The following is a 19,603-nucleotide window of genomic DNA, read 5'->3' as shown; positions in this document are numbered from 1 at the left end:
CGAACTTACGCGGTTCTTCTTATATTCCCCCTGCCCGCTACTTATCAAAGCTCACAATACTCACCCAGTTGGCATCCCGACCAACCGGCGCTTCGGCGACGCGTCGCAGCGCTCCGCTCTCTTTTGCGATGGCATAGCTGCCAATCACCGCGCTCTTTTCGCCGCTGGCGATCAACCAGCGCCCGTCCGGCGTCACCGCTATGCCGCGCGGCTGTTTTTCTACCGGCCAGCTGTCAATAAGCTGTAGCTTTCCATCCTGCTGGCTGACGCGGTAGCCCGTTACCGTGCTGCTGGTACGTTCCGAAACATACAGAAAGCGCCCGTCTGGCGTGATCTTGATATCGGCGGCCCAGATGCGCGGCGTCGTGTCGTTATAGCTGGCCGTACGCTCCACGCCATGCTGCAAATGATATTTTTCCGCCACCGCGCTGGGATATTCCGCGATTTTCTGCAGCGCGCCGTCTGGCTGGCGAGCAAACTGGGTAATCCTGCCGCTCATCTCTCCGATGTTATAGAGGAAGCGATTATCCGGCGAGAGCACTGAATGCCGCGGCCCGCTTTTCTCTCCCGTCGCGGCAAAACCTTCGCCGACAGGCGTCAGCTGGCCATCCTGATGCAGCGCGAGCTGCAGGACGCGATCGGTGCCCAGCACGCCAACATAGGCAAAGCGACTGGTCGCATCGACAATCACCGAATGCGCGGCATGGCCGGTTTTAACCTCTTCAACGAAAGGCGTGACGACCTTCCCGTGCGCACTCAGGCGATAAACATGCACCACGCCGCTGTCGTAAGAGGCTGCCAGTAAAAAGCGCCCTTGCCTGTCCAGACTAATATAGGGATAGCTTGCAGCGGCGACGCTCTCTGACGCTGGCGTTAACGCGCCGGTCTTACGATTAACAGACCAGCTCACCAGCCGCATCGGCTCGCTGCGCACGGCGGCATAGAGCGTTTTTTTATCGGGGCCGATTGCCATCGGCATAACCTTGCCGCCCGCTGGCGTTTCGCCAAGGCGCTTCAGCGCGCCGGTTTGATCATTTAAGGCGTAACGCGCGATATTGCCATCGTCCGCCGCAGAAACGTAGACGAAGGTCTGCGCCAGCAGCGAACTGCTACAAACCATGCCCAGCAGGAGAAGCGAGTGGCGCAGCGCCAGGATTTTGTTCATTTGTCACCTCAGTAGAGTCAGGATTACTGCTCCAGATATACGCAGCCGGATGCAACGTGGTGATGTGTAGCTGCCTGAGGCATATTGTGTGTTTGCCCAAAACGCCAGCGCATTCAAAACGTTGCGCGACTGTAACATTTTGGCGTTAATGCAGAAATGTGTACTGGCTCACTGCCGGTACATCCCCTAATCCTCTAAAAAGTCTCAAGTTGTCAGCAATGACCAATGCGGTTAAATCTGGCCCTGCCCGAACCTGCTACTCTTAGCCTCCACATCTGGAGGATCCATGAATTCACTAATTGATATTTTTACCAGCCATAAAAGCGAACGCAGCTTTACTGAACAACCGGTTGACGACGCGATTCTGGATCGCATTATCAGCACCGCTTACCGCGCGCCGACGTCAGTCAACTCGCAGCAGGTTTCCGTCGTGATGACCCGAGATGCGGCCAAACGAGCGGAGATTTCGCGGATCGCCGGCGGCCAGCCGTGGATCGCTAAGGCGCCGGTGTTTCTGACTTTCGTGCTGGATATGCATAAATCCCGCGTAGCGATGGAGGCGATCGATCGCGAGCAGATCGCTCAGCAGAGTATTGAGAGCATCGTTTCCGGCTCTACCGATGTGGGTATTGCGCTGGGATCCGTTATGGCCGCCGCGCGCGCGGAAGGCCTGGGCATTGTGCCGATTGGCGGCATCCGCCGCGAGCCTGAGGCGCTGATCGAGCTGCTGAAACTGCCGGAATACACCTTCCCGGTGGCGGGCGTCGTGATCGGCTATGTCGCTGAGCCGTCGCACCAGAAGCCGCGTCTGCCGCTGGAGACCTTCCGTCACGAAGAGACCTACCGCAGCGAAGGCCTGGCGGAGAAAATCGCCGCCTACAATCAGGAGATGGTGCAGCACTGGCAGAATATCGGCCGTTCCGACGGCGAAAGCTGGAGCGAAAGCGTCAGCGGCTATTATCAGAACATCTACTTCCCGCACGTGCTGGGCGCGCTGAAAAAACAGGGCTTCGGCACCGACAAATAAGTCTCCTCGCGCTCAGGCAAACGGCCTGAGCGTCCCCTCCTCTGCGCGCTCTTTTTTCGCTCTCTGCCTTTCGCAATCATCAGCATTCTGCTACGGCAGACGCGGGATTCTTAACTACGCTTAATCATTGCTATATCCCTATAAAAATGGAGAGAACCCATGAGCAATGATGAGCGTAAACCGACAACGACGGATGCTGGCATTCCCGTTGCCAGCGATGAACATTCACTGTCGGTCGGCCCTGACGGCCCGCTGGTATTGCATGACCACTATCTCATTGAGCAGATGGCGAATTTCAACCGCGAACGCATCCCGGAACGTCAGCCGCACGCGAAAGGCAGCGGTGCGTTCGGCTACTTTATCGTGACCGATGACGTCAGCAAATATACCAAAGCCGCCCTGTTCCAGCCCGGCACGCGCACTGACGTGCTGCTGCGCTTCTCTACCGTCGCGGGCGAGCGCGGCAGCCCGGATACCTGGCGCGATCCGCGCGGTTTCGCCCTCAAGTTTTATACCACTGAAGGCAACTACGACCTGGTGGGAAACAACACGCCGGTCTTCTTTATTCGCGATCCGATGAAGTTCCAGCACTTTATTCGTTCGCAAAAGCGCCGCGCCGACAACAACCTGCGCGATAACGACATGCAGTGGGATTTCTGGACGCTTTCGCCGGAGTCCTCGCATCAGGTGGCCTGGCTGATGGGCGACCGCGGCATCCCGAAAACCTGGCGTCATATGAATGGCTACTCCAGTCACACCTACATGTGGGTAAATGCCGAGGGCAAGAAATTCTGGGTGAAATACCATTTTCACACCGACCAGGGCATTGAGTTCCTGACGCAGGAAGAGGCCGATACGCTCGCCGGAAAAGATATCGACCACCATACGCGCGACCTCTTCTTCTCCATTAAGGAGGGCAATTTCCCGAGCTGGACGCTCTACATGCAGATCATGCCGTTCGCCGAAGCGGAAACCTATCGCTATAACCCGTTCGATCTGACCAAGGTGTGGCCACACGCCGACTATCCGCTGATTAAAGTGGGCAAGCTGGTGCTGAACCGCAACCCCACCGATAACCACGCGCAGATCGAACAGGCAGCCTTCGAACCCAATAACCTGGTGCCCGGTATCGGCCTCAGCCCCGATAAGATGCTGCTGGGACGCGTCTTCTCCTACGCCGACGCGCACCGCCACCGCCTTGGCGTCAACTATAAGCAGATCCCGGTTAACGCGCCGCAGTCGCCGGTCAACAGCTACAGCAAAGATGGCGCAATGCGTATTCACCCGGTTTCCGATCCGGTCTATGCGCCGAACAGCAAAGGCGGCCCGGCGGCAGACGGCGAGCGCTATCCGGATGACGCCACCTGGCACGCCAGCGGCGATATGGTGCGTTCGCCCTACACGCTGCGCAAGGATGATGACGATTTCGGTCAGGCCAATACGCTGATCAATAAAGTGATGGATGACGCGGCGCGCGATCGGCTGGTCAACAATGTGAGCGGGCATCTGCTTAACGGCGTAGAGGAGCCGGTGCTGTCGCGCGCGTTTGAATACTGGCGCAATATCGATCAGGCGATTGGCGACAGGATCGCGCTGCGGGTGCTGGAGGAGCGTTCGAAGCGACAGGCGCAGGCGTAATTCTGCACAAAAAAAGCGCCCGAATGGGCGCTTTATCTTTATCTGCGCGATGCGTTTCCGCTATTTCAGGCGGAACGCCACCACGCTGTCACCGCTTTGGGTTCCCATCGAACCGTGGCCGCCAGCGGCAATCACCACATACTGCTTGCCATCTTTACCCATAAAGGTTGAAGGCGTGGCCTGCGCGCCTGCGCTCAGCTCGGTTTGCCACAGCAGCGCGCCGGTGGTGCTGTCATAGGCGCGGAAGAAGTTATCCGCCGTCGCGCCATGGAACACAACATCTCCCGCCGTCACCAGCGGACCACCGTGCGCCACCATGCCCATCGGGAAACCGATCGGGAAACGACCCGGCAGGAAGGTGGTATTCAGGTTTTTCGTGTTGCCGACGCGGCGCAGCCATTCGGTTTTGCCGGTTTTCAGATCGACGCCAACCATACGGCCCCACGGCGGCGCGATACAGGGTATGCCCAGCGCTGACGAAAACTGCTGAATATGGATAGCGTAGTCACCATGGAAGTTTTCGTTCCAGTAAGGGGAGCCATCCTTCGTAAACAGACGCTCGGTTTCGGTCGAAGGCGTACGTTTGATCAGGTTGTACTTATAGGCCAGACGCACCGGCGCGGCAATCAACAGCTGACGCTCGGGATCAACCGCGACGGAACCCCAGTTAAACACGCCGAAATTGCCCGGGAAAATCAACGAGCCCTTCTCTGTCGCTGGCGTCCATGGATTGCCGTCGTAGCGCAGCTCGTGGAAGTCGATACGGCAGCTCATCTGGTCAAACGGCGTAATACCCCACATCGCCTTTTCCGTCAGCGGCTGCGGAATAAAGTTCAGGCTGGAGACCGGCTGCGTGGCCGCGAACTTCTCGCCCTCGACGCCGCCTTCAGTCGATACCTTCACCTGGTTAACCGGATAGATCGGCTGACCGGTCAGGCGATTGAGCACGAACAGGTTGCCGGTTTTGGTCGGCAGGATGACCGCTGGCTGCTGGCTGCCCTGGTAGTCGATATCCACCAGCGACGGCTGAGACGGATTATCGCGGTCCCAGAGATCGTGATTAGCGCTCTGATAACGCCATTTAAAGGCGCCGGTTTTCAGATCCAGCGCCACCAGCGCATCGCGGAATTTCTCCGTATTGCTGTTGGGATCGCGCTCGATGCCCACTTCATCCGGCGAAGCGTTGCCGAAAGGCACGTAGACCAGGCCATTCTTCAGGTCGGCGCTCAGCGTCGCCCAGGCCACAGGCGTATCCTGCGGATAGCTCGCATCCGCCGCAATCGGCTGGGTTTGGTCAGGATTCGCAGGATCGAAGTTCCACACCAGACGACCCGTGGTCACGTCATAGGCGCGGATGACGCCGGACGGGTTGCCGCGGTTAAAGCCGTTGTCCATTACCGAGCCGCCGACAATCACCAGATTGCCTGCAACCAGCGGCGCTGACGTTTGCATCAGCGCATGCGGGCGCACTTCGCCCATATTGACATGCAGATCGACCACGCCGTTCTGGCCGAAATCAGCGCATGGCTTGCCGCTGTCGGCATCCAGCGCCACCAGCTGCGCATCGGTCGTGGCGTTAAAGATACGCTTACGGCAGATGGCAGGCTGCGAGGCGCTGCTCTCCGCCGCCGCGCTGCCGCCGTCATAAAAGCCGACGCCGCGACAGGTCTGGTGCTGCTGCATATAGGAGCGATCCTGCGGCGGCGCATATTTCCATTTCACCGCGCCGGTTTCAGGATCAAGCGCATGCACCTCGTTATGCGGCGTACAGAAGTAGAGCATGCCGTTAGCCTTCAGCGGCGTCGCCTCGAAGGTATACTCGGTAGCGTCATCACTTTTACGCAGATCGCCGGTGTGATAAGTCCAGGCCACCTCAAGATTCTTCACATTGTCTTTGGTGATCTGATTCAGCGAAGAGAAGCGCTGCCCATTGGTGGAGCCGCCATAGGCCGTCCAGTCATTGCCGGCGCCGGTCGAAGCTGACGGCGTGCGCGCATTAGTAATGGTTCCCTGCTGCGGCAGCGGATCGTAAAAGCAGAGGCCGATAACCAGGGCGATCATAATCACCACCGTGGAGCCCAGGAAAGGATGGAACGTGCGCTGGGTAAGCGGACGCACTACCCAGGGCAGCGCCAGCCACACGCCGAACAGACCAAACAGGTCACCGCGCGGGATCCACTGCCATTTATCGAAGCCGACTTCCCAGACGGTCCAGAACAGCGTAATCCACATCAGCAGCGCGTAAAGCGTTAAGGCGCTACGTTTATTGAGAAACAGCAGTATCGCTGCGAGCAGTAAGCCTGCGGCCATCAGCGCATAAAACGCGCTGCCCCCCAGCAGCAGAAGCTTTCCGCCCATATAGAGCATCGCAACGGCGACAATCGCCATCACGATACTGGTTAGCTTGTTAACCATGATCCTTCTCTTCCTCATTCAAGGGTCGAAATAAAATAAATACACATAACTTCAACGTTATTTTAACTTAGGTAAATTTTTCGTAAAAACTGTTTATATACCATGACTTAAGCAGGGCTAACGAATGAGGGGCTGGCGAAACAGGAACATGCTCTCTGCTCAGGGGCGGGATGACCAGGGCGCTGCTGATATTGATAGCGCGCGGCTAATTAATTCCCTTGCTTTATCGCATCTTTTGTTCAGGCCGCTGTCAGAAAAATCACATTTACTTAACGCTGGCCGGGCTTCCCAGGCCTTCCCGACCTCACAAAGCGGCTTTTACTGCACCCGGATGAGGCGCGAACGAGTTTGTTTTAACGCCAGACAAGGCCTGATCCGCCTGAAACGCCCTGCCAGCCTGTTGTGAGGAATTCCGGCATCAATCTTGCTTGTCTCATGCTGACCTTATTCATGCAGGAGAAGCAAGATGCAGCCGAGTCGCTATCGTTACGTTATTTTTTCGCTGTTGTTCTTTGTCGCGCTGATCAACTACATCGATCGCGGAGCACTGTCATTCGCCGCTAACGCCATCTCGCAGGAATATCACTTCAATAAAGTGCAGCTGGGCGCGGTGCTGAGCTATTTCGGGTTTGGTTATCTCTTCGGCTCGCTGTGCGGCGGTTTCCTTGCGGATCGGCTTGGCACCCGAAAAGTGTGGCTGATGGCAGGCGTGCTCTGGTCGCTGCTGGAGATCGCTACCGCCTGGGCGGGCGATCTGGGTATGGCGCTGTTTGGCGGCTCGGCGATTATGGGGTTTGCCGCCCTGCGCATTCTGTTCGGCTTTTCCGAAGGCCCCGCCTATGCGCTGATGAACAAGGCGATCGCCCACTGGGCGCCGGATAACGAGCGGGGTTTCGCGCTGGGCATTGGCTTACTCTCTACGCAGGCCGGCTCGCTGTTGACTGCGCCGATTGCGGTCGGCCTGCTGCTGCTGACCCACGACTGGCGCATGATGTTTATCCTGCTGGGCGTCTTCTCGCTGCTGGCGATGCTGCTGTTTGCGCGCACCTTCCGCGACGCCCCCGATCAGCAGCCTGCGGTAAACGCGGCGGAGCGGGCGCTGATCCGTAGCGGGCAGAGCCAGGACGCGCATGACGATGCGCCGCTGCCCTGGTGGCGCTTCTTTACCAGCCGTACCCTGGTGTGTAATGCGCTGGGCTATTTCTCCTTTCTCTATATCACCTTTACGCTGGTGACCTGGCTGCCGAAATACCTTCAGGATAGCTTCCATTACGATCTTCATTCGCTCTGGTACGTCGCCATGATCCCCTGGAGCGGAGCCTGCCTTACCGTCCTGTTCGGCGGCCGCCTCGCTGATCGCCTGCTGACGCGTTTCCGTAACCTGCGCGTGGCGCGCAACCTGTTTGCCGCCGTCACGCTACTGGGCACCGCCTGCTGTTTTATGGCTATCCCTTACATCGGATCGGCAACGGCGATTATTGCGCTGATGACGCTTGGCAACGCGCTGAATGCGATGGTCAATAACGTTTACTGGTCTGTGGTGATCGACGTGACGCCTAAAGCGTCTGTCGGCGCCTTCAGCGGCATGACGCTGGCTATCGCCAATCTCGCCTCGATCGTTTCGCCGATGCTGTGCGGCTGGCTGGCGGAGTATTACGGCTACAATGCGATGTTTACCGTAACCGCAGGGGTTGCGCTGGGCAGTATGCTGGCGATGACGCTGCTGCAGCCGGAGAAACGTCTTCAGCCAGAGAACGCGCCCGGCGTCGCGCAGCAGGCGCTGTAACAGCGGGACCTGCTACAGATGGTTGCGCGCGATCACGGTCTGTAGCTCTTCCCGCCTCTTAACGCGCTGCGCAATCGCCCACAGCTTCGGCGTGTTGGCCTGAAACCAGGCCTCGCGCGGTTGCCAGCTCACCAGCACCGGCAGATAAGCGTCAAGCGGCGTAATATTATCGCCCAGCAGAAAAGCGCTCTCGCCGAGCTGCGACTCAAGCCAGCGATAGCCGCTTTCGCGATGGGCGTCGGTGCTCTGTTTCAGCTCCTCCGCGCCGGAAGCTGTCCAGCGTTGCGGGTAGTCGCCGTAGGTAAAGGTGGGATAGATAGCAGCGACCAGCCATACCAGCCAGTGGTAAAAACGCTCGCGCTGGGCGCTGCCGACCGGTGGGAGCAGCGCAGGGTTGCGATCCGCCAGCATCAGCGCAATGGCAGCGCTCTCCGTCAGCACCGCGCCATCCTCTTTCTGCAAAACAGGCACCTGCCCCAGCGGGTTAAGCGCCAGCAGCCGCGCGCGCGCTTCGCCCGGCTGGTCAAAACCAGACACATCCACCCAGTGATAAGGCTCGCGGCAAAGGCAGAACATCAGTTCGCTGATAGCCGATCCCCAGCCCGGTACGCCATAGAGCGTAAACATAGCGCTCTCCTGTTTGGGTTGCGATCGGTTAAGTGTAGTCAGCCGTGGCGTTCGCAGAAGCGCTCAATGTCGCCAGACTGAAAATCAGCCAGGTTCGCCATCAGCTTCTCCAGCGGCCACTCCCACCAGGCGATCTGCTGCAGGCGCGCGGCGATGGCGGGCGTAAAGCGCATGCGGATCGGTTTCGCCGGCACGCCGCCCACTACGCTGTAGGGCGCGACATCTTTAGTCACCACCGCGCCTGCCGCCAGCACCGCGCCGTTGCCGATCGTAACGCCGGGCAGCACTATCACGCCGTGGCCAATCCAGACGTCATGGCCGACGATCACGCGTGCGGCGCGCCGGTCGGCAAAAAAGCCGCTGTCGCGCGCGGCGCTGGCGTCATAATACTCCGGGCAATAGGTGAAACGGTGCTGCGAAGCGCGCTCCATCGGATGATTCGGCGCGCCCAGCCGCACATGGTTGGCGATAGCGGTAAAGCGGCCTATTTGCGCGTCCGCCACGTTGCAGTGTTCGCCAAGGTAGGAGAAGTCGCCCAGCGTGCTGTATTCGAGATAGCTGTGCGCCAGGATTTCGCACTGCTGCCCCACAAGGGTGTCGCGCATACGTACGCTGTCATGAATAAAGGTTTGCTGCAGTCTGGCGGAAGAGATGGCGTGTAAAGACATAAAAGCCTCGTCTGGTCAGATGTCTGGATAAGCCGCGCGCCCGGCGCGCCGGAAACAGCGCTGACGGTAACGGGCGAAGATGACAGCCAGAAGACAGAGAGGTAAACCCGACGAAAAAGGCGGAGTGGTCAGCTCCGCCTTTATTCAAGTTCCGGCTAGTGAGCCTGGCCGGTCAGTTGCAAAAGGGCAACGATGATCTGCAAGATGACCCGGATAAGATCCAGGAGCAATCTAATCAGTTCCATCACTTTCCTTCTCCTTCAACAGGAGCGCGCTGTTCGGCTACCGAGGCTTTGACTCTACCCGCCGGGCGCCTAAGCACATCTTGTGGAGAGCGCTGAGCGGCACTCGTTGCTAAAGCCACAGGCCAGCACCACCTGATGCCTGCCGGGATTTTCAAAACCGTGCCCCTGGGAGCCGCCAGTCAGCTGGAGGTCCGCTTCGCGCCCAACACCTGTATAACCATACAGTATTTTGGCGAAACTTGAAATATTTCTCTGCGCTATTTAGAATCGCACTTGTGGAGAGTGCTGAGCACCTCGTTCGCAGCGCGGTCACCAGCCGCTAAGCGAACAAAAAAAGAAAGGATTTGGCCATGACGCCAAATCCTTTTTTTATGCCTGCGATTTATTACTTCGCGCTAACGCGCCACACCGTATTGCCGGCGTCATCCGCAATTAACAGCCCGCCCTGACGATCGGCTGCCAGTCCTACCGGCAAGCCCCTTACCTGCTTCTGATCGTCGGTAAGAAACCCGGTTACGACCGGCTGCGGCATGCCGACCGGTTTGCCATTTTCAAATTTCACCCACACCACCTGATAGCCGTTAAGCGGCGTGCGGTTCCAGCTGCCATGCTCGCTGACGAAGGCACCGCCGCGATACTGCGGCATATTGTCCGCCTGATAGAAGAGCAGACCCAGCGGCGCGACGTGCGAGCTGAGCGCATAGTCCGGCTTGATCGCTTTCGCGACCAGATCGGGACGCTGCGGCTGTGCGCGCGTATCCACATGCTGACCGAAATAGCTGTAAGGCCAGCCGTAAAACCCGTTCTCCTGCACGGCGGTCATATAGTCCGGCACCAGGTCGGAGCCGATTTCGTCGCGCTCGTTGACAATAGCCCACAGACGGTTGCTCTGCGGCTCCCACTGCAGGCCGGTCGGGTTACGCAGCCCGGTGGCGTAAAGGCGACTCGCACCGGTCGCAGCGTCCACTTCCAGCACGGCGGCGCGATGGTATTCGGCACCGATGCCGTTCTCGGTAATATTGCTGTTGGAGCCGATACCGACATAGAGCTTGCTGCCGTCGGGGCTGGCGACCAGCGATTTAGTCCAGTGGTGGTTAATGGGACCGCCCGGAAGATCGGTAACCAGCTGCGGCGGGGTGCGGATCTCGGTTTCGCCCTCCTGATAAGGGAATTTCACCAGGCTATCGGCATTGGCGACATACAGCGTATTGCCGATGAGCTGCATGCCGAAGGGCGAAAAGAGATTTTCAATAAAGGTGTGCTGCTCCCATTTGCCGTTCACGTTGCGCAGCAGCGTGATGCGGTTGCCGCCCTCGCCGCCTTTCCCAGAGGCTTTCTGCACGATGCCCATGATCAGCTGTTTGGGCCGCGTGGTAGGTTTGGCCGGACCGTTTGCCTCCGCCACCAGCACGTCACCGTTCGGCAGCGTCAGCACCTGGCGCGGATGTTTGAGATTTTCGGCGATCTTCTCAATCTTCAGTCCCTGCGCGACCTTCGGCATTTCGCCCTGCTTCCACGGCACCCCTTCCGGCACCTGCATCGGCGGCATAAAGAAGTTCTTCGCTTCCGGCAGTTCCGGGTTCGGCCCCGTCTGCTTCTGCGGATCGAGCTGCGCGCCGCTGTCGCAGCCAGCGAGAAGCGCGGTCAGCGCCATAGCGATAAGCGTTTGCTTTTTCATCGATGCTTCTCCTTAAGCTGTGCGCTGACGCAGCGCAAGTTGAACGTTGGCGATCAGCATCAGCGCCACCACAAGCGTCGACAGCGTTACGCCGGACGGCACCACGGCGTAAGCGTCGCGGCTGTGAACAAAGGCGTTCACAATCGCCAGCGCTATCGCCAGCAGAGTGATCCAGAAATGCACCTTCTCCGCGCGACTGCTGCCGCGAAAGAGGTCAATCAGGGCGATAAGACGCGGAACAATGGCGATGACCAGCCCGATGGCGATCAGCCAGCTGGCGGCGTGCGTCCACTCCACGACGAAACTGTTAAGGTAAATAATGTCGAAGATCCATGCCGCCACGAAAAAGCCGAGCGGCACAGGTTCGAACAGCGTGTAAAGCGCCACGGCGAAAGCCGATCGTCCCGAGGTTCTGGTCATTATCATCTCCATGTCATTGAGCGATAGAGCGCGTAAAACGCGCCGCGCCTGTAAAATATTAGTAAATATGAAGAAAGATGACGGAAAGATTCAGGAGATGATGCGGCGTCCCTGCCGCAGCATGGGCCTCAGCGCTTGTCGGCGGGCAGCGTTACCCAGTAGCCCGGCTGATAAGGCAGGGGTAAAAACTTCTCGTGAAATTCGCGGAACGTGGCGTCCGGATCGAGATCGGCAAAGAGATCGGGATGTAGCCACTTCGCCAGCGCCTGGATGGCGACGAACTGGTAAGGACTGTCATAGAACTGATGCCAGATAGCGTGCGCGTGCCCGTTATGCGCGACCGGCAGGGTTTTAAAGGCGTCGCGCATCATCAACCTGCGCAGGCGCGCTTCGGCTTCCTTCGTGTCGGCGCCCGGCCCAACGCCAACCCATTTGCCGACGGTATTGTAATTCTTCCAGTTAGCGCCGGTTACCACCATGACGTCGGGACGGCTGGCGATAATCTGCTCCGGATTAAGCGTGCCGAAGGTGCCGGGGATCAACTCCTTCGCTATATTGTTCCCGCCCGCGATCTCCACCATCTGGCCGAAGTTTTCATTGCCGAATGACATGCAGCACTCATCGGTATAGCCGCCTGCGCGGTCAATCATCACTTTCGGGCGCGTGCCGCGAAAATCCTGAAGCCGCGCGGTTACGCGTTCGATCTGCTGGTGGCGAAAATCGATAATCGCCTGCGCGCGTTCGGGTTTATTCAGCAGTTCGCCCATAATGCGAATGCTTTTTTCCGCGTTAACCATCGGCGCTTCGCGAAAGTCGATAAAGACGACCGGAACGCCAACCGCCTGCAGCTTCTCAATCAGCTTCCCTTCATCAGTCGCCGCTCTCGACTCCAGGTTCATCAGCACCAGATCGGGCTTCAGGGTCAGCGCCTGTTCGACGTTAAAGGTGCCGTCTTTCGCGCCGCCGAAAGTCGGCAGCCTCTTAATTTGCGGATAACGCGCTTCATAGGCCCGATAGCCATCCCAGTCCGCTTTGTGAAAGTCGTCGCGCCACCCCACCACGCGTTGAAACGGCGCATCGGTATCGAACGCCGCCAGCAGATAGATCTGTCGCCCCTCGCCTAAGATAATACGTTTCGACTCGTCGGCGACCTCAACCTGACGGCCCGCCACGTCAGTAATAGTTTTGGCCGCAGTCGTTCCCGTTATGCATAACAATCCCAGCGCTAACATCCATTTTTTCATTCAACTAACCCATACAAATGATAATGATAATTATTTGTGTAAAGCGCCGTTACTATCACGCAAAATGGGTTAAAGGAGAAGAGGCGGAGAAAAATGTTGTCAACGGCCGTCAAGCAGGCCCAGCTCGCGTCGATCGTGGCTGCAGAACAGCGTCACCTTCGCGTCGGGTTGCAGGGAGAGCGCGCGCAGCCGCTGTTGATTGGTGCGCCAGGCTTCGCGATCGCTGCACATCATCCACTGGTAGAACCGCAGGCCGGGCGTGCAGTGACGCTCCGGCTGGCGCATCTCCTCGCGGTAAAACCAGGCGTCGCCGCCGTGCAGCAGCCAGCCGTCGCCCTGGCGCACCGCGACGCCCGCATGCCCCAGCGTGTGGCCGGGCAGCGGCACCAGCAGTACTTCGTCGTTAAGATCGTCGAGCGCCCTCACCGCATCAAAGCCGAACCAGCGCTCGCCGCCGGTAGCATAGCCGCGCCAGCCGCTGTGATTGCCCCACTGCTGCGGACGAAAACGCTGCCGCTGCAGCCAGCTCTGCCGCACTGGCGCCGTATCCAGCTCCCGCTGCAGCAGATGCACGCGTGCGTGGGGAAAGTCGCTGATGCCGCCCGCATGGTCGAAATCGAGATGCGTCAGGATAATATGGCGTACATCCTCTGGTTTAAAACCGAGATCGACAACCTGCTGCCATGCGCTGAGTTTGCGGTCGAACTGAATATTGTTAAACAGCCGAAAAAAACCTGACAGACGATGGCCGGGACGCGCCATATCCTGCAGGCCAAAGCCGGTGTCCACCAGCACCAGCCCGTGCGCGTCTGTCTCCAGCAGCAGACAATGGCAGCTGAGGTGCGCCATCGGCGAGCGGCTGAATCCGTCATAGAGCGCGCCGCCAAAGGGACACATACAGCCGCAGTTAAGGTGATGAACGCGCATTTCTTCCTCCTTGCCTTTCGCCCTGTCGGTCAAAAGCCGGTTAATGATGAACGGGTTAATAAACAATAATGGTCAGCTCTGCCGCATCTGCAAGCGTGAGCGGCACAATCGTCTGGGTAAATTCTTCATTGCGTGCGTATTCACACGCGCCAGGAGCGGGATAAAAAAGGCGCGGCGCTGGCGAGGAGGTTCGGAGGAAAGAGAGAGGCGCGCGGTGAACACCGCACGCCAGCAAAAGCGTTACTGCGCCATCTGACGCACGAAATCGGCGATTTCCGGCACCTGGCCATGTTCGAACAGGCAGTGTTGCAGACGGGGGCCGCTGAGCGCAGTGCGCACCAGTTCTGGATCCAGCGCGCGCAGCGTATCGAGATAGTTCTCTTTCAGCATCGCCGCTTTGACCTGATTGAGGATACCGGCGTTGCGCACCTGCGGCTCTTTCCGCTCTGGCGGATAGCCCAGCCCTTTTTCACCGGTGAAGGCTTTTTCAAAAATAAAGCGCAGGTTAAGCTCCGCGCCCCAGCCGAAGCCTTTGGCGAACGGCAGGGCCAGCGCATTGCCGTTGTTGATCTGGGCAAACAGGTAGGCGTCCGCCGGATCGATACAGTAGCCGCAGACCACGCCCGGATGCAGATTAAGAGAGATCAGCGCGCCCTGCCCGGTACCGCAGCCGGCGACAACAAAATCGACCGCCTTGCTGTTCAGCAGCACGCTGGCCATGATACCGAGGTGAATATAGGTCAGATGGTGATCCTGCTCGTCGCTCATGCCAACGTTAAAGACCTGATGGCCCAGCGGCTGTGCCACATTTTCCAGCTCCTTGCGCACAACAGCGTTTTTAGCCGCCTGGCTGTTTTCCATCATTAATGCGATTTTCATGATCTGCCCTTAATTATTTATGAAACACCGTTTCATTTTAATCAAAAGCGGCTAAAGTGCATGCGTTAATCGTACGCCGTGCCGTGATGAGAGTCACAAAAACGGCAGGCAGCAACCTGACCTGAATGAGGAGCGCATATGTTTGTATACCGATCGCAGACGCAGCCGGAAGATTTAGGCAATGGCGTAACGCGCCGCGTGCTGGCGCACGGCGGAGCCATTATGGCAGTGGAGGTCACCTTTGAACGGGGCGCGGTGGGGCCGCTGCATCATCACCCCCATGAGCAGCTGACCTTTGTTTTGAGCGGTCGTTTCGCCTTTACTATCGCTGGCGTCACTCAGGAGGTCGGTGCGGGCGACACGCTCTATAAAGCTCCGAACGTCGAACACGGCTGTGTCTGCCTTGAGGCAGGCACGCTACTGGATACCTTTACCCCGCAGCGTGAAGAGTTCCTGACGCCGGGATAACGATCTCAGGGATGCAAAAAGCGTCCCGGATAATCGGCGGTTACCGGAAGCTGCGCCTCGTAGCAGCCAAAGAGCCGGTAGCGGTTGACGGCAATGCGGTTGTAGAAATAGTTGCTGATAAAGCCAGGAATAATGAACCTCAGCAGCGAGATCAGCCCCCAGGGAAAAGGCATCAGTCGCATAACGCGCAAAATCGCCTGGGCGCGGATCCAGTGACGGTCGCCGTCGATCAGTACGATAGTGCGTATGTTTTCATCCGGCAGCCCGGCAAAGCGCAGCAGCGCCTTGCCCTCTTCACTCTGAACAGCGGCAAAGCGAATGCGATGAGAGAGCTTCCTGCGTAGCAGGAACTTGACCCAGCCATTGCAAAGTTTGCAGATGCCGTCATAGAGCACGACCTTTTCGCCTGGCTTGAGGAAGGGTGGCAGTGACATAGAGCTCTCCTTTAATGACAATTTATTAATTAAGTACGGTCATTAATTGCGCAGACGTCAAGCGGCAGGCGGGGATAAAATAACCGACCCTGAGGCCGGTTTCGGTTTAGCCCTGCCTATACAGGACGTTATCGGAGGCGAAAGAGGTTATGCGCGGCGGCAGTAATTGCTGCTTCAGCCACCGTTCGGCGCCTTCCGTATCCGGCATGCTGGCGTCAAGCTGATATATCGGGCCCGCCGCCATCGGCTTCGCCTGCTCCGCCAGCCGCCGCAGCTCCGGCAGATATTCCGCGCCGGGATGGCCTGGCATCCGGTTCGACAGCCGCGCCTGGTAGCGCGCTGCCGCTTCGTCCGGAGATATCGCCATCCACAGCTCCAGCGCCCGGCTGACGCCCGCGCTCGCCAGCCCCTCTTCCAGTACGCTTTTTGGCTGAAAGCCGAACCAGGCGTCAATCAGGTAGACGCACCCTGGCGGCGCCTGCCCGACGATTTTCCATATCGCCTGATAGGCGGCGCAGCCCAGCTGGCGATTGCGCTGGCGATCCACCGGCGCGAAGCTCGCCATAAAGGGCTCTTTTATGCTGTCGAGCGTCAGCACCGGCAGGCTCAGCCGCGCGGCCAGCGCCCGGGTCAGCGTGCTTTTGCCGGAGGCGGGAATGCCGTTTACCAGCACCACCTGTTTGGGTTGGGTTGCGAGCGTCATAAGATATCCATCACCTCCGCCACGCTGTTCGCCTGGCGTAAGCGCGCCAGCGTTTCCGCATTATCCAGCAGCGAGACAATGGCGCGGATGCCCTCCTCAATGTGCGCATTGCTGTCGCGCGCGCCGAACATAATGACGATATCCGCTTTATCACTGCCATCAAACGAGATCGGCTCCTGTAACAGGAGCAGGCTAAAGCAATCTTTAACCACGCCGCTCTCCGGCCGCGCGTGGGGTATGGCGATCCCCTCTTCAAACACATAGTAAGCGCCATGCCTCAGCGTATTAGCGATAACCGCTTCGGGATAGGAGGCTTTCACATAGCCGCCGCGCACCAGCGGCTGCGCCGCCAGCGTAATCACCTGTTGCCAGTCGCACGCCCTGACGCCGACCTGAATGGCGTTGGCCTCCTGTAATACCTGTTTAATACTCATCAGGTCTCCTCAGATCGACTTGCGCATAATATTGCGCAGCGTATCCATTTTGACGAACAGCGCATCCATTTCAGTGCGGTGGTGTTTACTTTTGGCAAATAAGCTCAGCGCCCGGTTATAGGCCTGCATTAATTGCTTTTGCGCTTCGCCGTCGCGGGAATTTATCTCCAGCCGCTGTTCCAGCCCGCTTATTTCTCTGTTTACTTCGCTGGCTTGCCGATTAATTTCCGCCTCATCCACGCTTTTATCTGGCGTGGACTTTTTCATAAATCCAAACATAGCCTCTCCTGCCCCGAATCGCGCCGGGCAATGGTATTTTCATAATGGAGAAAAGAAATTAACGGAACAGCTGGATCTTCTCGACTAACACATCCGTCACGGCGTCATTCGCCGGAACGAGAAAGTTTCGCACGCTGTCGTTCACTTTGCCTTTTTCAAACGTCTGCTTGCAACGCGCCACCCACTGCACGTTCATTTCAGTGCCGACATTGACCTTTTCGATACCGTTGCGCACCGCCAGCCGCATATCTTCATCACTGACGCCGGTACCACCATGCAGCACCAGCGGCGTGCCGGTCGCCTGGGTGATCTCCGCCAGCCGCTGATGCTGGATATGCGCTTTGCCGGTATAGAGGCCGTGAACGGTGCCGATAGAGATAGCCAGCATATCGACGCCAGTTTCATTCACGAAGCGTCTGGCGTCTTCTACAGGCGTAAAGGCGATCTCCTCCAGCGCCACTACTTTGCCATCCTCCGAGCCGCCTATTGCGCCAAGCTCCGCCTCTACTGACACGTTGCGCGGGCGCGCCATATCAATAACGCGACGCGTATTCGCAATATTTTCGTCAATCGGCAGATGCGAGCCGTCATACATCACCGAACTGAACCCGGCGTCAATGGCGGTCTGAATCGCCGCTAAATCTGAACAGTGATCGAGGTGCAGACAGGTCGGCACATTTTTACTGGCCGACAGCGAACAAATAGCGTCCACCAGCAGCCGGTAGCCTAAATATTTCGCGGTGCCGGTCGAAATCTGGATCATTAAAGGGCTGTTGGTCTTTTCCGCCGCCTTAAAAAACGCGGGCAGCATTTCCAGACAGTGCAAATTAAAAGAACCAAGCGCTTTAAACTCGCGTTGTTTAGCCACCTGCAGCAGATCGATAAAGTTATACAGACTCATGGATATTTTCCTCACGGGGCTTAGTGGATTTTCCGTTAACAAACCAGGCGATCAGGGTAATAAAGAGCACGAACAGCGCGACGAACAGCCAGTTGCCCTGGAAGGCGTGGCCTAACACCAGGCCGGTGCTGATGACGTCAGCATCGCTGAAGGTGACGCCGGTGAAACCGTAGCTTTCCAGCATCGGCACCAGAATGGCGGGCAGAAAGGTGATAAACAGCCCATGCACCACGCCGCCGATCATCGCGCCGCGACGACCGCCGAGCGCATTGCCGAACACGCCAGCCGCGCCGCCGGCGAAGAAGTTGGTGAGCAGACCGGGCAGGATCATCGCCAGGCCAAACATGGGGAAGACGATCATGCCGATGATCGAACCGAGCGTAGTGGCGAGAAAGCCGACAATCACGGCGTTGGGCGCATAGGGAAACAGCACCGGACAGTCGAGCGCGGGCCTGGCGTTCGGCACAAGCCGCATCGCGATGCCGCGAAACGCCGGCACCAGTTCATTGAGCAGCAGCCGCACGCCGCTATAGAGCACAAACACCCCGGCGACAAACTGCATCGCCTGCATAAAGGCATACATCAGGTAGTTCATGCCGTTGCTGTAAGAGGCGATAAAAGCCGGTCCGGCGGCCAGCGCCGGGATGAGATACATCGGCACCATCACGATGCCCATCGCCAGATAGGTATCCTGCAGGAATTTGAAGTTGTCCGGCAGCTTGAGATCTTCCGTAGATCGCGAGCCTTTGCCGACCACTTTCGCCACCGCCGCCTGCACCAGGTAGCCGATAGTACAGAAATGGCCGAGCGCGATATCGTCAGAGTCGGTGATACGTCGTACCACCGGCTGCGCCAGCGCAGGCATCACAACCGCCATAATGCCGCCGAAAATGCCGCCGGTAAGGATCAGCGGAAGTCCGGTCAGTCCGGCTTTATAACCGATCACGGTGCCGATAGTGGCCATCCACAGCAGCGCCTGCCCGGTCAGGAAAATATATTTAAAGGGCGTAATGCGCGCGATGATGATATTCACGATAAAGATCACCAGCAGCGTCAGTGCCACTTCCGATCCCAGCTCGCGGTTAGCCAGTCCGGCAATCGCGGCCACATCGGTGATATAGCCCTGCATGCCGAAACCGTGGGTAAATATGGTATTCAGGAAGGTTAACGCGCCGACAATAATATTGATGCCGGCCATCATTATCAAAAAGCCCAGCAGCGTTTTAAAGGTGCCTTCCACCACTTTACCCGCTGATTTACGCTGCAGCAGCAGACCGATCAGCGCAATAAAGGCGATCAGAATAGATGCCTGCCCTAACAGATCCCTGACCAGGAAATTAATCACGCTATTCATGATTCGCGACCTTTACATTGTGTTCTTTTAAAAACGCCAAGATCTTTTCTTCAATTTCGCCTTTATCGGTAAGCCGGTTAAGCACAATAACGCGCTTCATCTCTTCCGGGCTGGCGTCGGCGTTTAATACGTCGGCAAAGGCTTTTTGCGTTAAAATAATATCGGACTTAAAGGCATTCGCTTCCGATATGGTGGTGTGATCGATGTCGGCTTCAATTTCCAGCTTCTTTAATACCGCCTTTGCGCTCATTTCGATGGCGAAACTGGAACCCAGTCCGCAGCCGCAGACACATAAGATCTTAAGCATGGCT

General features: G+C 57.9%; 20 protein-coding genes. 4 read left to right on the top strand and 16 right to left on the bottom strand.

What is annotated here, in order from left to right:
* Positions 1–37 precede the first annotated feature (37 nt).
* Positions 38–1,165: a beta-propeller fold lactonase family protein gene (locus EKL29_RS03575; RefSeq protein WP_311778958.1), complete on the bottom strand. Its 1,128-nt coding sequence runs from the start codon at positions 1,163–1,165 to the stop codon at positions 38–40.
* Between the two features lie 286 nt (positions 1,166–1,451).
* Here EKL29_RS03575 and EKL29_RS03570 point away from each other — a divergent pair, with 286 nt between their 5' ends.
* Both EKL29_RS03570 and EKL29_RS03565 read left to right on the top strand, forming a co-directional pair.
* Positions 1,452–2,192, top strand: coding sequence for an NADPH-dependent oxidoreductase (locus EKL29_RS03570; RefSeq protein ID WP_126688863.1), 741 nt, complete (start codon positions 1,452–1,454; stop codon positions 2,190–2,192).
* A gap of 159 nt (positions 2,193–2,351) precedes the next feature.
* Positions 2,352–3,830 (top strand): catalase, encoded by a 1,479-nt coding sequence (locus EKL29_RS03565; RefSeq protein WP_126688862.1) that lies wholly within the window; start codon positions 2,352–2,354, stop codon positions 3,828–3,830.
* A 60-nt stretch (positions 3,831–3,890) separates the two neighbouring features.
* Here EKL29_RS03565 and EKL29_RS03560 read toward each other — a convergent pair whose 3' ends face one another.
* Positions 3,891–6,245 carry a membrane-bound PQQ-dependent dehydrogenase, glucose/quinate/shikimate family gene (locus EKL29_RS03560; RefSeq protein WP_126688861.1) on the bottom strand — a complete coding sequence of 785 codons (2,355 nt, stop codon included), beginning with the start codon at positions 6,243–6,245 and terminating at the stop codon, positions 3,891–3,893.
* 466 nt (positions 6,246–6,711) lie between these two features.
* Here EKL29_RS03560 and EKL29_RS03555 point away from each other — a divergent pair, with 466 nt between their 5' ends.
* The gene (locus EKL29_RS03555; protein WP_126688860.1) at positions 6,712–8,031 is read left to right on the top strand and encodes an MFS transporter; all 1,320 of its coding nucleotides are present in this window, start codon (positions 6,712–6,714) and stop codon (positions 8,029–8,031) included.
* Between the two features lie 12 nt (positions 8,032–8,043).
* Here the strand turns inward: EKL29_RS03555 and EKL29_RS03550 are convergent, their stop codons facing one another.
* The 7 genes from EKL29_RS03550 to EKL29_RS03515 all read right to left on the bottom strand — a co-directional run bounded on the left by EKL29_RS03550 (position 8,044) and on the right by EKL29_RS03515 (position 14,719).
* Entirely contained in the window at positions 8,044–8,658 is a 615-nt protein-coding gene (locus EKL29_RS03550) for a glutathione S-transferase family protein (protein WP_126688859.1), read from the bottom strand.
* A gap of 38 nt (positions 8,659–8,696) precedes the next feature.
* Complete coding sequence (locus tag EKL29_RS03545; RefSeq protein WP_126688858.1) at positions 8,697–9,326, bottom strand: DapH/DapD/GlmU-related protein; 630 nt, start codon at positions 9,324–9,326, stop codon at positions 8,697–8,699.
* A gap of 630 nt (positions 9,327–9,956) precedes the next feature.
* The gene (locus EKL29_RS03535) at positions 9,957–11,249 is read right to left on the bottom strand and encodes a sorbosone dehydrogenase family protein (RefSeq protein WP_120452569.1); all 1,293 of its coding nucleotides are present in this window, start codon (positions 11,247–11,249) and stop codon (positions 9,957–9,959) included.
* A gap of 12 nt (positions 11,250–11,261) precedes the next feature.
* Positions 11,262–11,669 carry a DUF2231 domain-containing protein gene (locus EKL29_RS03530; protein WP_120452568.1) on the bottom strand — a complete coding sequence of 136 codons (408 nt, stop codon included), beginning with the start codon at positions 11,667–11,669 and terminating at the stop codon, positions 11,262–11,264.
* A 128-nt stretch (positions 11,670–11,797) separates the two neighbouring features.
* Positions 11,798–12,913 carry an ABC transporter substrate-binding protein gene (locus tag EKL29_RS03525; protein ID WP_126688857.1) on the bottom strand — a complete coding sequence of 372 codons (1,116 nt, stop codon included), beginning with the start codon at positions 12,911–12,913 and terminating at the stop codon, positions 11,798–11,800.
* A gap of 99 nt (positions 12,914–13,012) precedes the next feature.
* The gene (locus EKL29_RS03520) at positions 13,013–13,840 is read right to left on the bottom strand and encodes an MBL fold metallo-hydrolase (protein WP_120452564.1); all 828 of its coding nucleotides are present in this window, start codon (positions 13,838–13,840) and stop codon (positions 13,013–13,015) included.
* Between the two features lie 240 nt (positions 13,841–14,080).
* Complete coding sequence (locus EKL29_RS03515; RefSeq protein ID WP_126688856.1) at positions 14,081–14,719, bottom strand: RpiB/LacA/LacB family sugar-phosphate isomerase; 639 nt, start codon at positions 14,717–14,719, stop codon at positions 14,081–14,083.
* A gap of 138 nt (positions 14,720–14,857) precedes the next feature.
* On the opposite strand from EKL29_RS03515, the gene EKL29_RS03510 reads away from it, so the two are divergent.
* A complete protein-coding gene (locus tag EKL29_RS03510) occupies positions 14,858–15,187 on the top strand; it encodes a cupin domain-containing protein (protein ID WP_126688855.1) in 330 nt (109 codons plus the stop codon).
* Positions 15,188–15,192: 5 nt separating this feature from the next.
* On the opposite strand, the gene EKL29_RS03505 is transcribed toward EKL29_RS03510, so the two are convergent.
* From EKL29_RS03505 to EKL29_RS03475, 7 genes are all read right to left on the bottom strand, one after another.
* Entirely contained in the window at positions 15,193–15,621 is a 429-nt protein-coding gene (locus tag EKL29_RS03505) for a thiol-disulfide oxidoreductase DCC family protein (RefSeq protein WP_120452559.1), read from the bottom strand.
* A 106-nt stretch (positions 15,622–15,727) separates the two neighbouring features.
* Complete coding sequence (locus EKL29_RS03500; RefSeq protein ID WP_126688854.1) at positions 15,728–16,324, bottom strand: glucokinase; 597 nt, start codon at positions 16,322–16,324, stop codon at positions 15,728–15,730.
* Positions 16,321–16,758, bottom strand: a complete 438-nt coding sequence (locus EKL29_RS03495) for a PTS sugar transporter subunit IIA (RefSeq protein WP_126688853.1) — start codon at positions 16,756–16,758, stop codon at positions 16,321–16,323. Before EKL29_RS03495 ends, EKL29_RS03500 begins: the two co-directional genes overlap by 4 nt.
* 9 nt (positions 16,759–16,767) lie before the next feature.
* Complete coding sequence (locus tag EKL29_RS03490) at positions 16,768–17,037, bottom strand: hypothetical protein (protein WP_120452554.1); 270 nt, start codon at positions 17,035–17,037, stop codon at positions 16,768–16,770.
* A gap of 58 nt (positions 17,038–17,095) precedes the next feature.
* On the bottom strand, positions 17,096–17,938 hold the full coding sequence (locus EKL29_RS03485; protein ID WP_120452552.1) for a class II fructose-bisphosphate aldolase: 843 nt from the start codon (positions 17,936–17,938) through the stop codon (positions 17,096–17,098).
* A complete protein-coding gene (locus EKL29_RS03480) occupies positions 17,925–19,292 on the bottom strand; it encodes a PTS sugar transporter subunit IIC (RefSeq protein ID WP_120452551.1) in 1,368 nt (455 codons plus the stop codon). Before EKL29_RS03480 ends, EKL29_RS03485 begins: the two co-directional genes overlap by 14 nt.
* Entirely contained in the window at positions 19,285–19,599 is a 315-nt protein-coding gene (locus EKL29_RS03475) for a PTS sugar transporter subunit IIB (RefSeq protein ID WP_120452549.1), read from the bottom strand. The genes EKL29_RS03480 and EKL29_RS03475 overlap by 8 nt, the downstream gene beginning before the upstream one ends.
* Between the last annotated feature and the right edge of the window lie 4 nt (positions 19,600–19,603).

Source organism: Pantoea sp. YU22 (assembly GCF_003970755.1).
Classification (GTDB): Bacteria; Pseudomonadota; Gammaproteobacteria; order Enterobacterales; family Enterobacteriaceae; genus Pantoea; species Pantoea piersonii.
Note: the sequence above shows the minus strand (reverse complement) of the source record. Positions and strands in the feature narration are given on the sequence as shown.

What these genes read in the sequence shown, in the direction of transcription:
- EKL29_RS03480 (WP_120452551.1), bottom strand. Translation starts at nt 19,292, where the DNA reads ATGAATAGCGTGATTAATTTCCTGGTCAGGGATCTGTTAGGGCAGGCA.
- EKL29_RS03505 (WP_120452559.1), bottom strand. Translation starts at nt 15,621, where the DNA reads ATGTCACTGCCACCCTTCCTCAAGCCAGGCGAAAAGGTCGTGCTCTAT.
- EKL29_RS03570 (WP_126688863.1), top strand. Translation starts at nt 1,452, where the DNA reads ATGAATTCACTAATTGATATTTTTACCAGCCATAAAAGCGAACGCAGC.
- EKL29_RS03490 (WP_120452554.1), bottom strand. Translation starts at nt 17,037, where the DNA reads ATGTTTGGATTTATGAAAAAGTCCACGCCAGATAAAAGCGTGGATGAG.
- EKL29_RS03565 (WP_126688862.1), top strand. Translation starts at nt 2,352, where the DNA reads ATGAGCAATGATGAGCGTAAACCGACAACGACGGATGCTGGCATTCCC.
- EKL29_RS03555 (WP_126688860.1), top strand. Translation starts at nt 6,712, where the DNA reads ATGCAGCCGAGTCGCTATCGTTACGTTATTTTTTCGCTGTTGTTCTTT.
- EKL29_RS03525 (WP_126688857.1), bottom strand. Translation starts at nt 12,913, where the DNA reads ATGAAAAAATGGATGTTAGCGCTGGGATTGTTATGCATAACGGGAACG.
- EKL29_RS03485 (WP_120452552.1), bottom strand. Translation starts at nt 17,938, where the DNA reads ATGAGTCTGTATAACTTTATCGATCTGCTGCAGGTGGCTAAACAACGC.
- EKL29_RS03500 (WP_126688854.1), bottom strand. Translation starts at nt 16,324, where the DNA reads ATGACGCTCGCAACCCAACCCAAACAGGTGGTGCTGGTAAACGGCATT.
- EKL29_RS03510 (WP_126688855.1), top strand. Translation starts at nt 14,858, where the DNA reads ATGTTTGTATACCGATCGCAGACGCAGCCGGAAGATTTAGGCAATGGC.
- EKL29_RS03520 (WP_120452564.1), bottom strand. Translation starts at nt 13,840, where the DNA reads ATGCGCGTTCATCACCTTAACTGCGGCTGTATGTGTCCCTTTGGCGGC.
- EKL29_RS03545 (WP_126688858.1), bottom strand. Translation starts at nt 9,326, where the DNA reads ATGTCTTTACACGCCATCTCTTCCGCCAGACTGCAGCAAACCTTTATT.
- EKL29_RS03515 (WP_126688856.1), bottom strand. Translation starts at nt 14,719, where the DNA reads ATGAAAATCGCATTAATGATGGAAAACAGCCAGGCGGCTAAAAACGCT.
- EKL29_RS03550 (WP_126688859.1), bottom strand. Translation starts at nt 8,658, where the DNA reads ATGTTTACGCTCTATGGCGTACCGGGCTGGGGATCGGCTATCAGCGAA.
- EKL29_RS03475 (WP_120452549.1), bottom strand. Translation starts at nt 19,599, where the DNA reads ATGCTTAAGATCTTATGTGTCTGCGGCTGCGGACTGGGTTCCAGTTTC.
- EKL29_RS03575 (WP_311778958.1), bottom strand. Translation starts at nt 1,165, where the DNA reads ATGAACAAAATCCTGGCGCTGCGCCACTCGCTTCTCCTGCTGGGCATG.
- EKL29_RS03535 (WP_120452569.1), bottom strand. Translation starts at nt 11,249, where the DNA reads ATGAAAAAGCAAACGCTTATCGCTATGGCGCTGACCGCGCTTCTCGCT.
- EKL29_RS03560 (WP_126688861.1), bottom strand. Translation starts at nt 6,245, where the DNA reads ATGGTTAACAAGCTAACCAGTATCGTGATGGCGATTGTCGCCGTTGCG.
- EKL29_RS03530 (WP_120452568.1), bottom strand. Translation starts at nt 11,669, where the DNA reads ATGACCAGAACCTCGGGACGATCGGCTTTCGCCGTGGCGCTTTACACG.
- EKL29_RS03495 (WP_126688853.1), bottom strand. Translation starts at nt 16,758, where the DNA reads ATGAGTATTAAACAGGTATTACAGGAGGCCAACGCCATTCAGGTCGGC.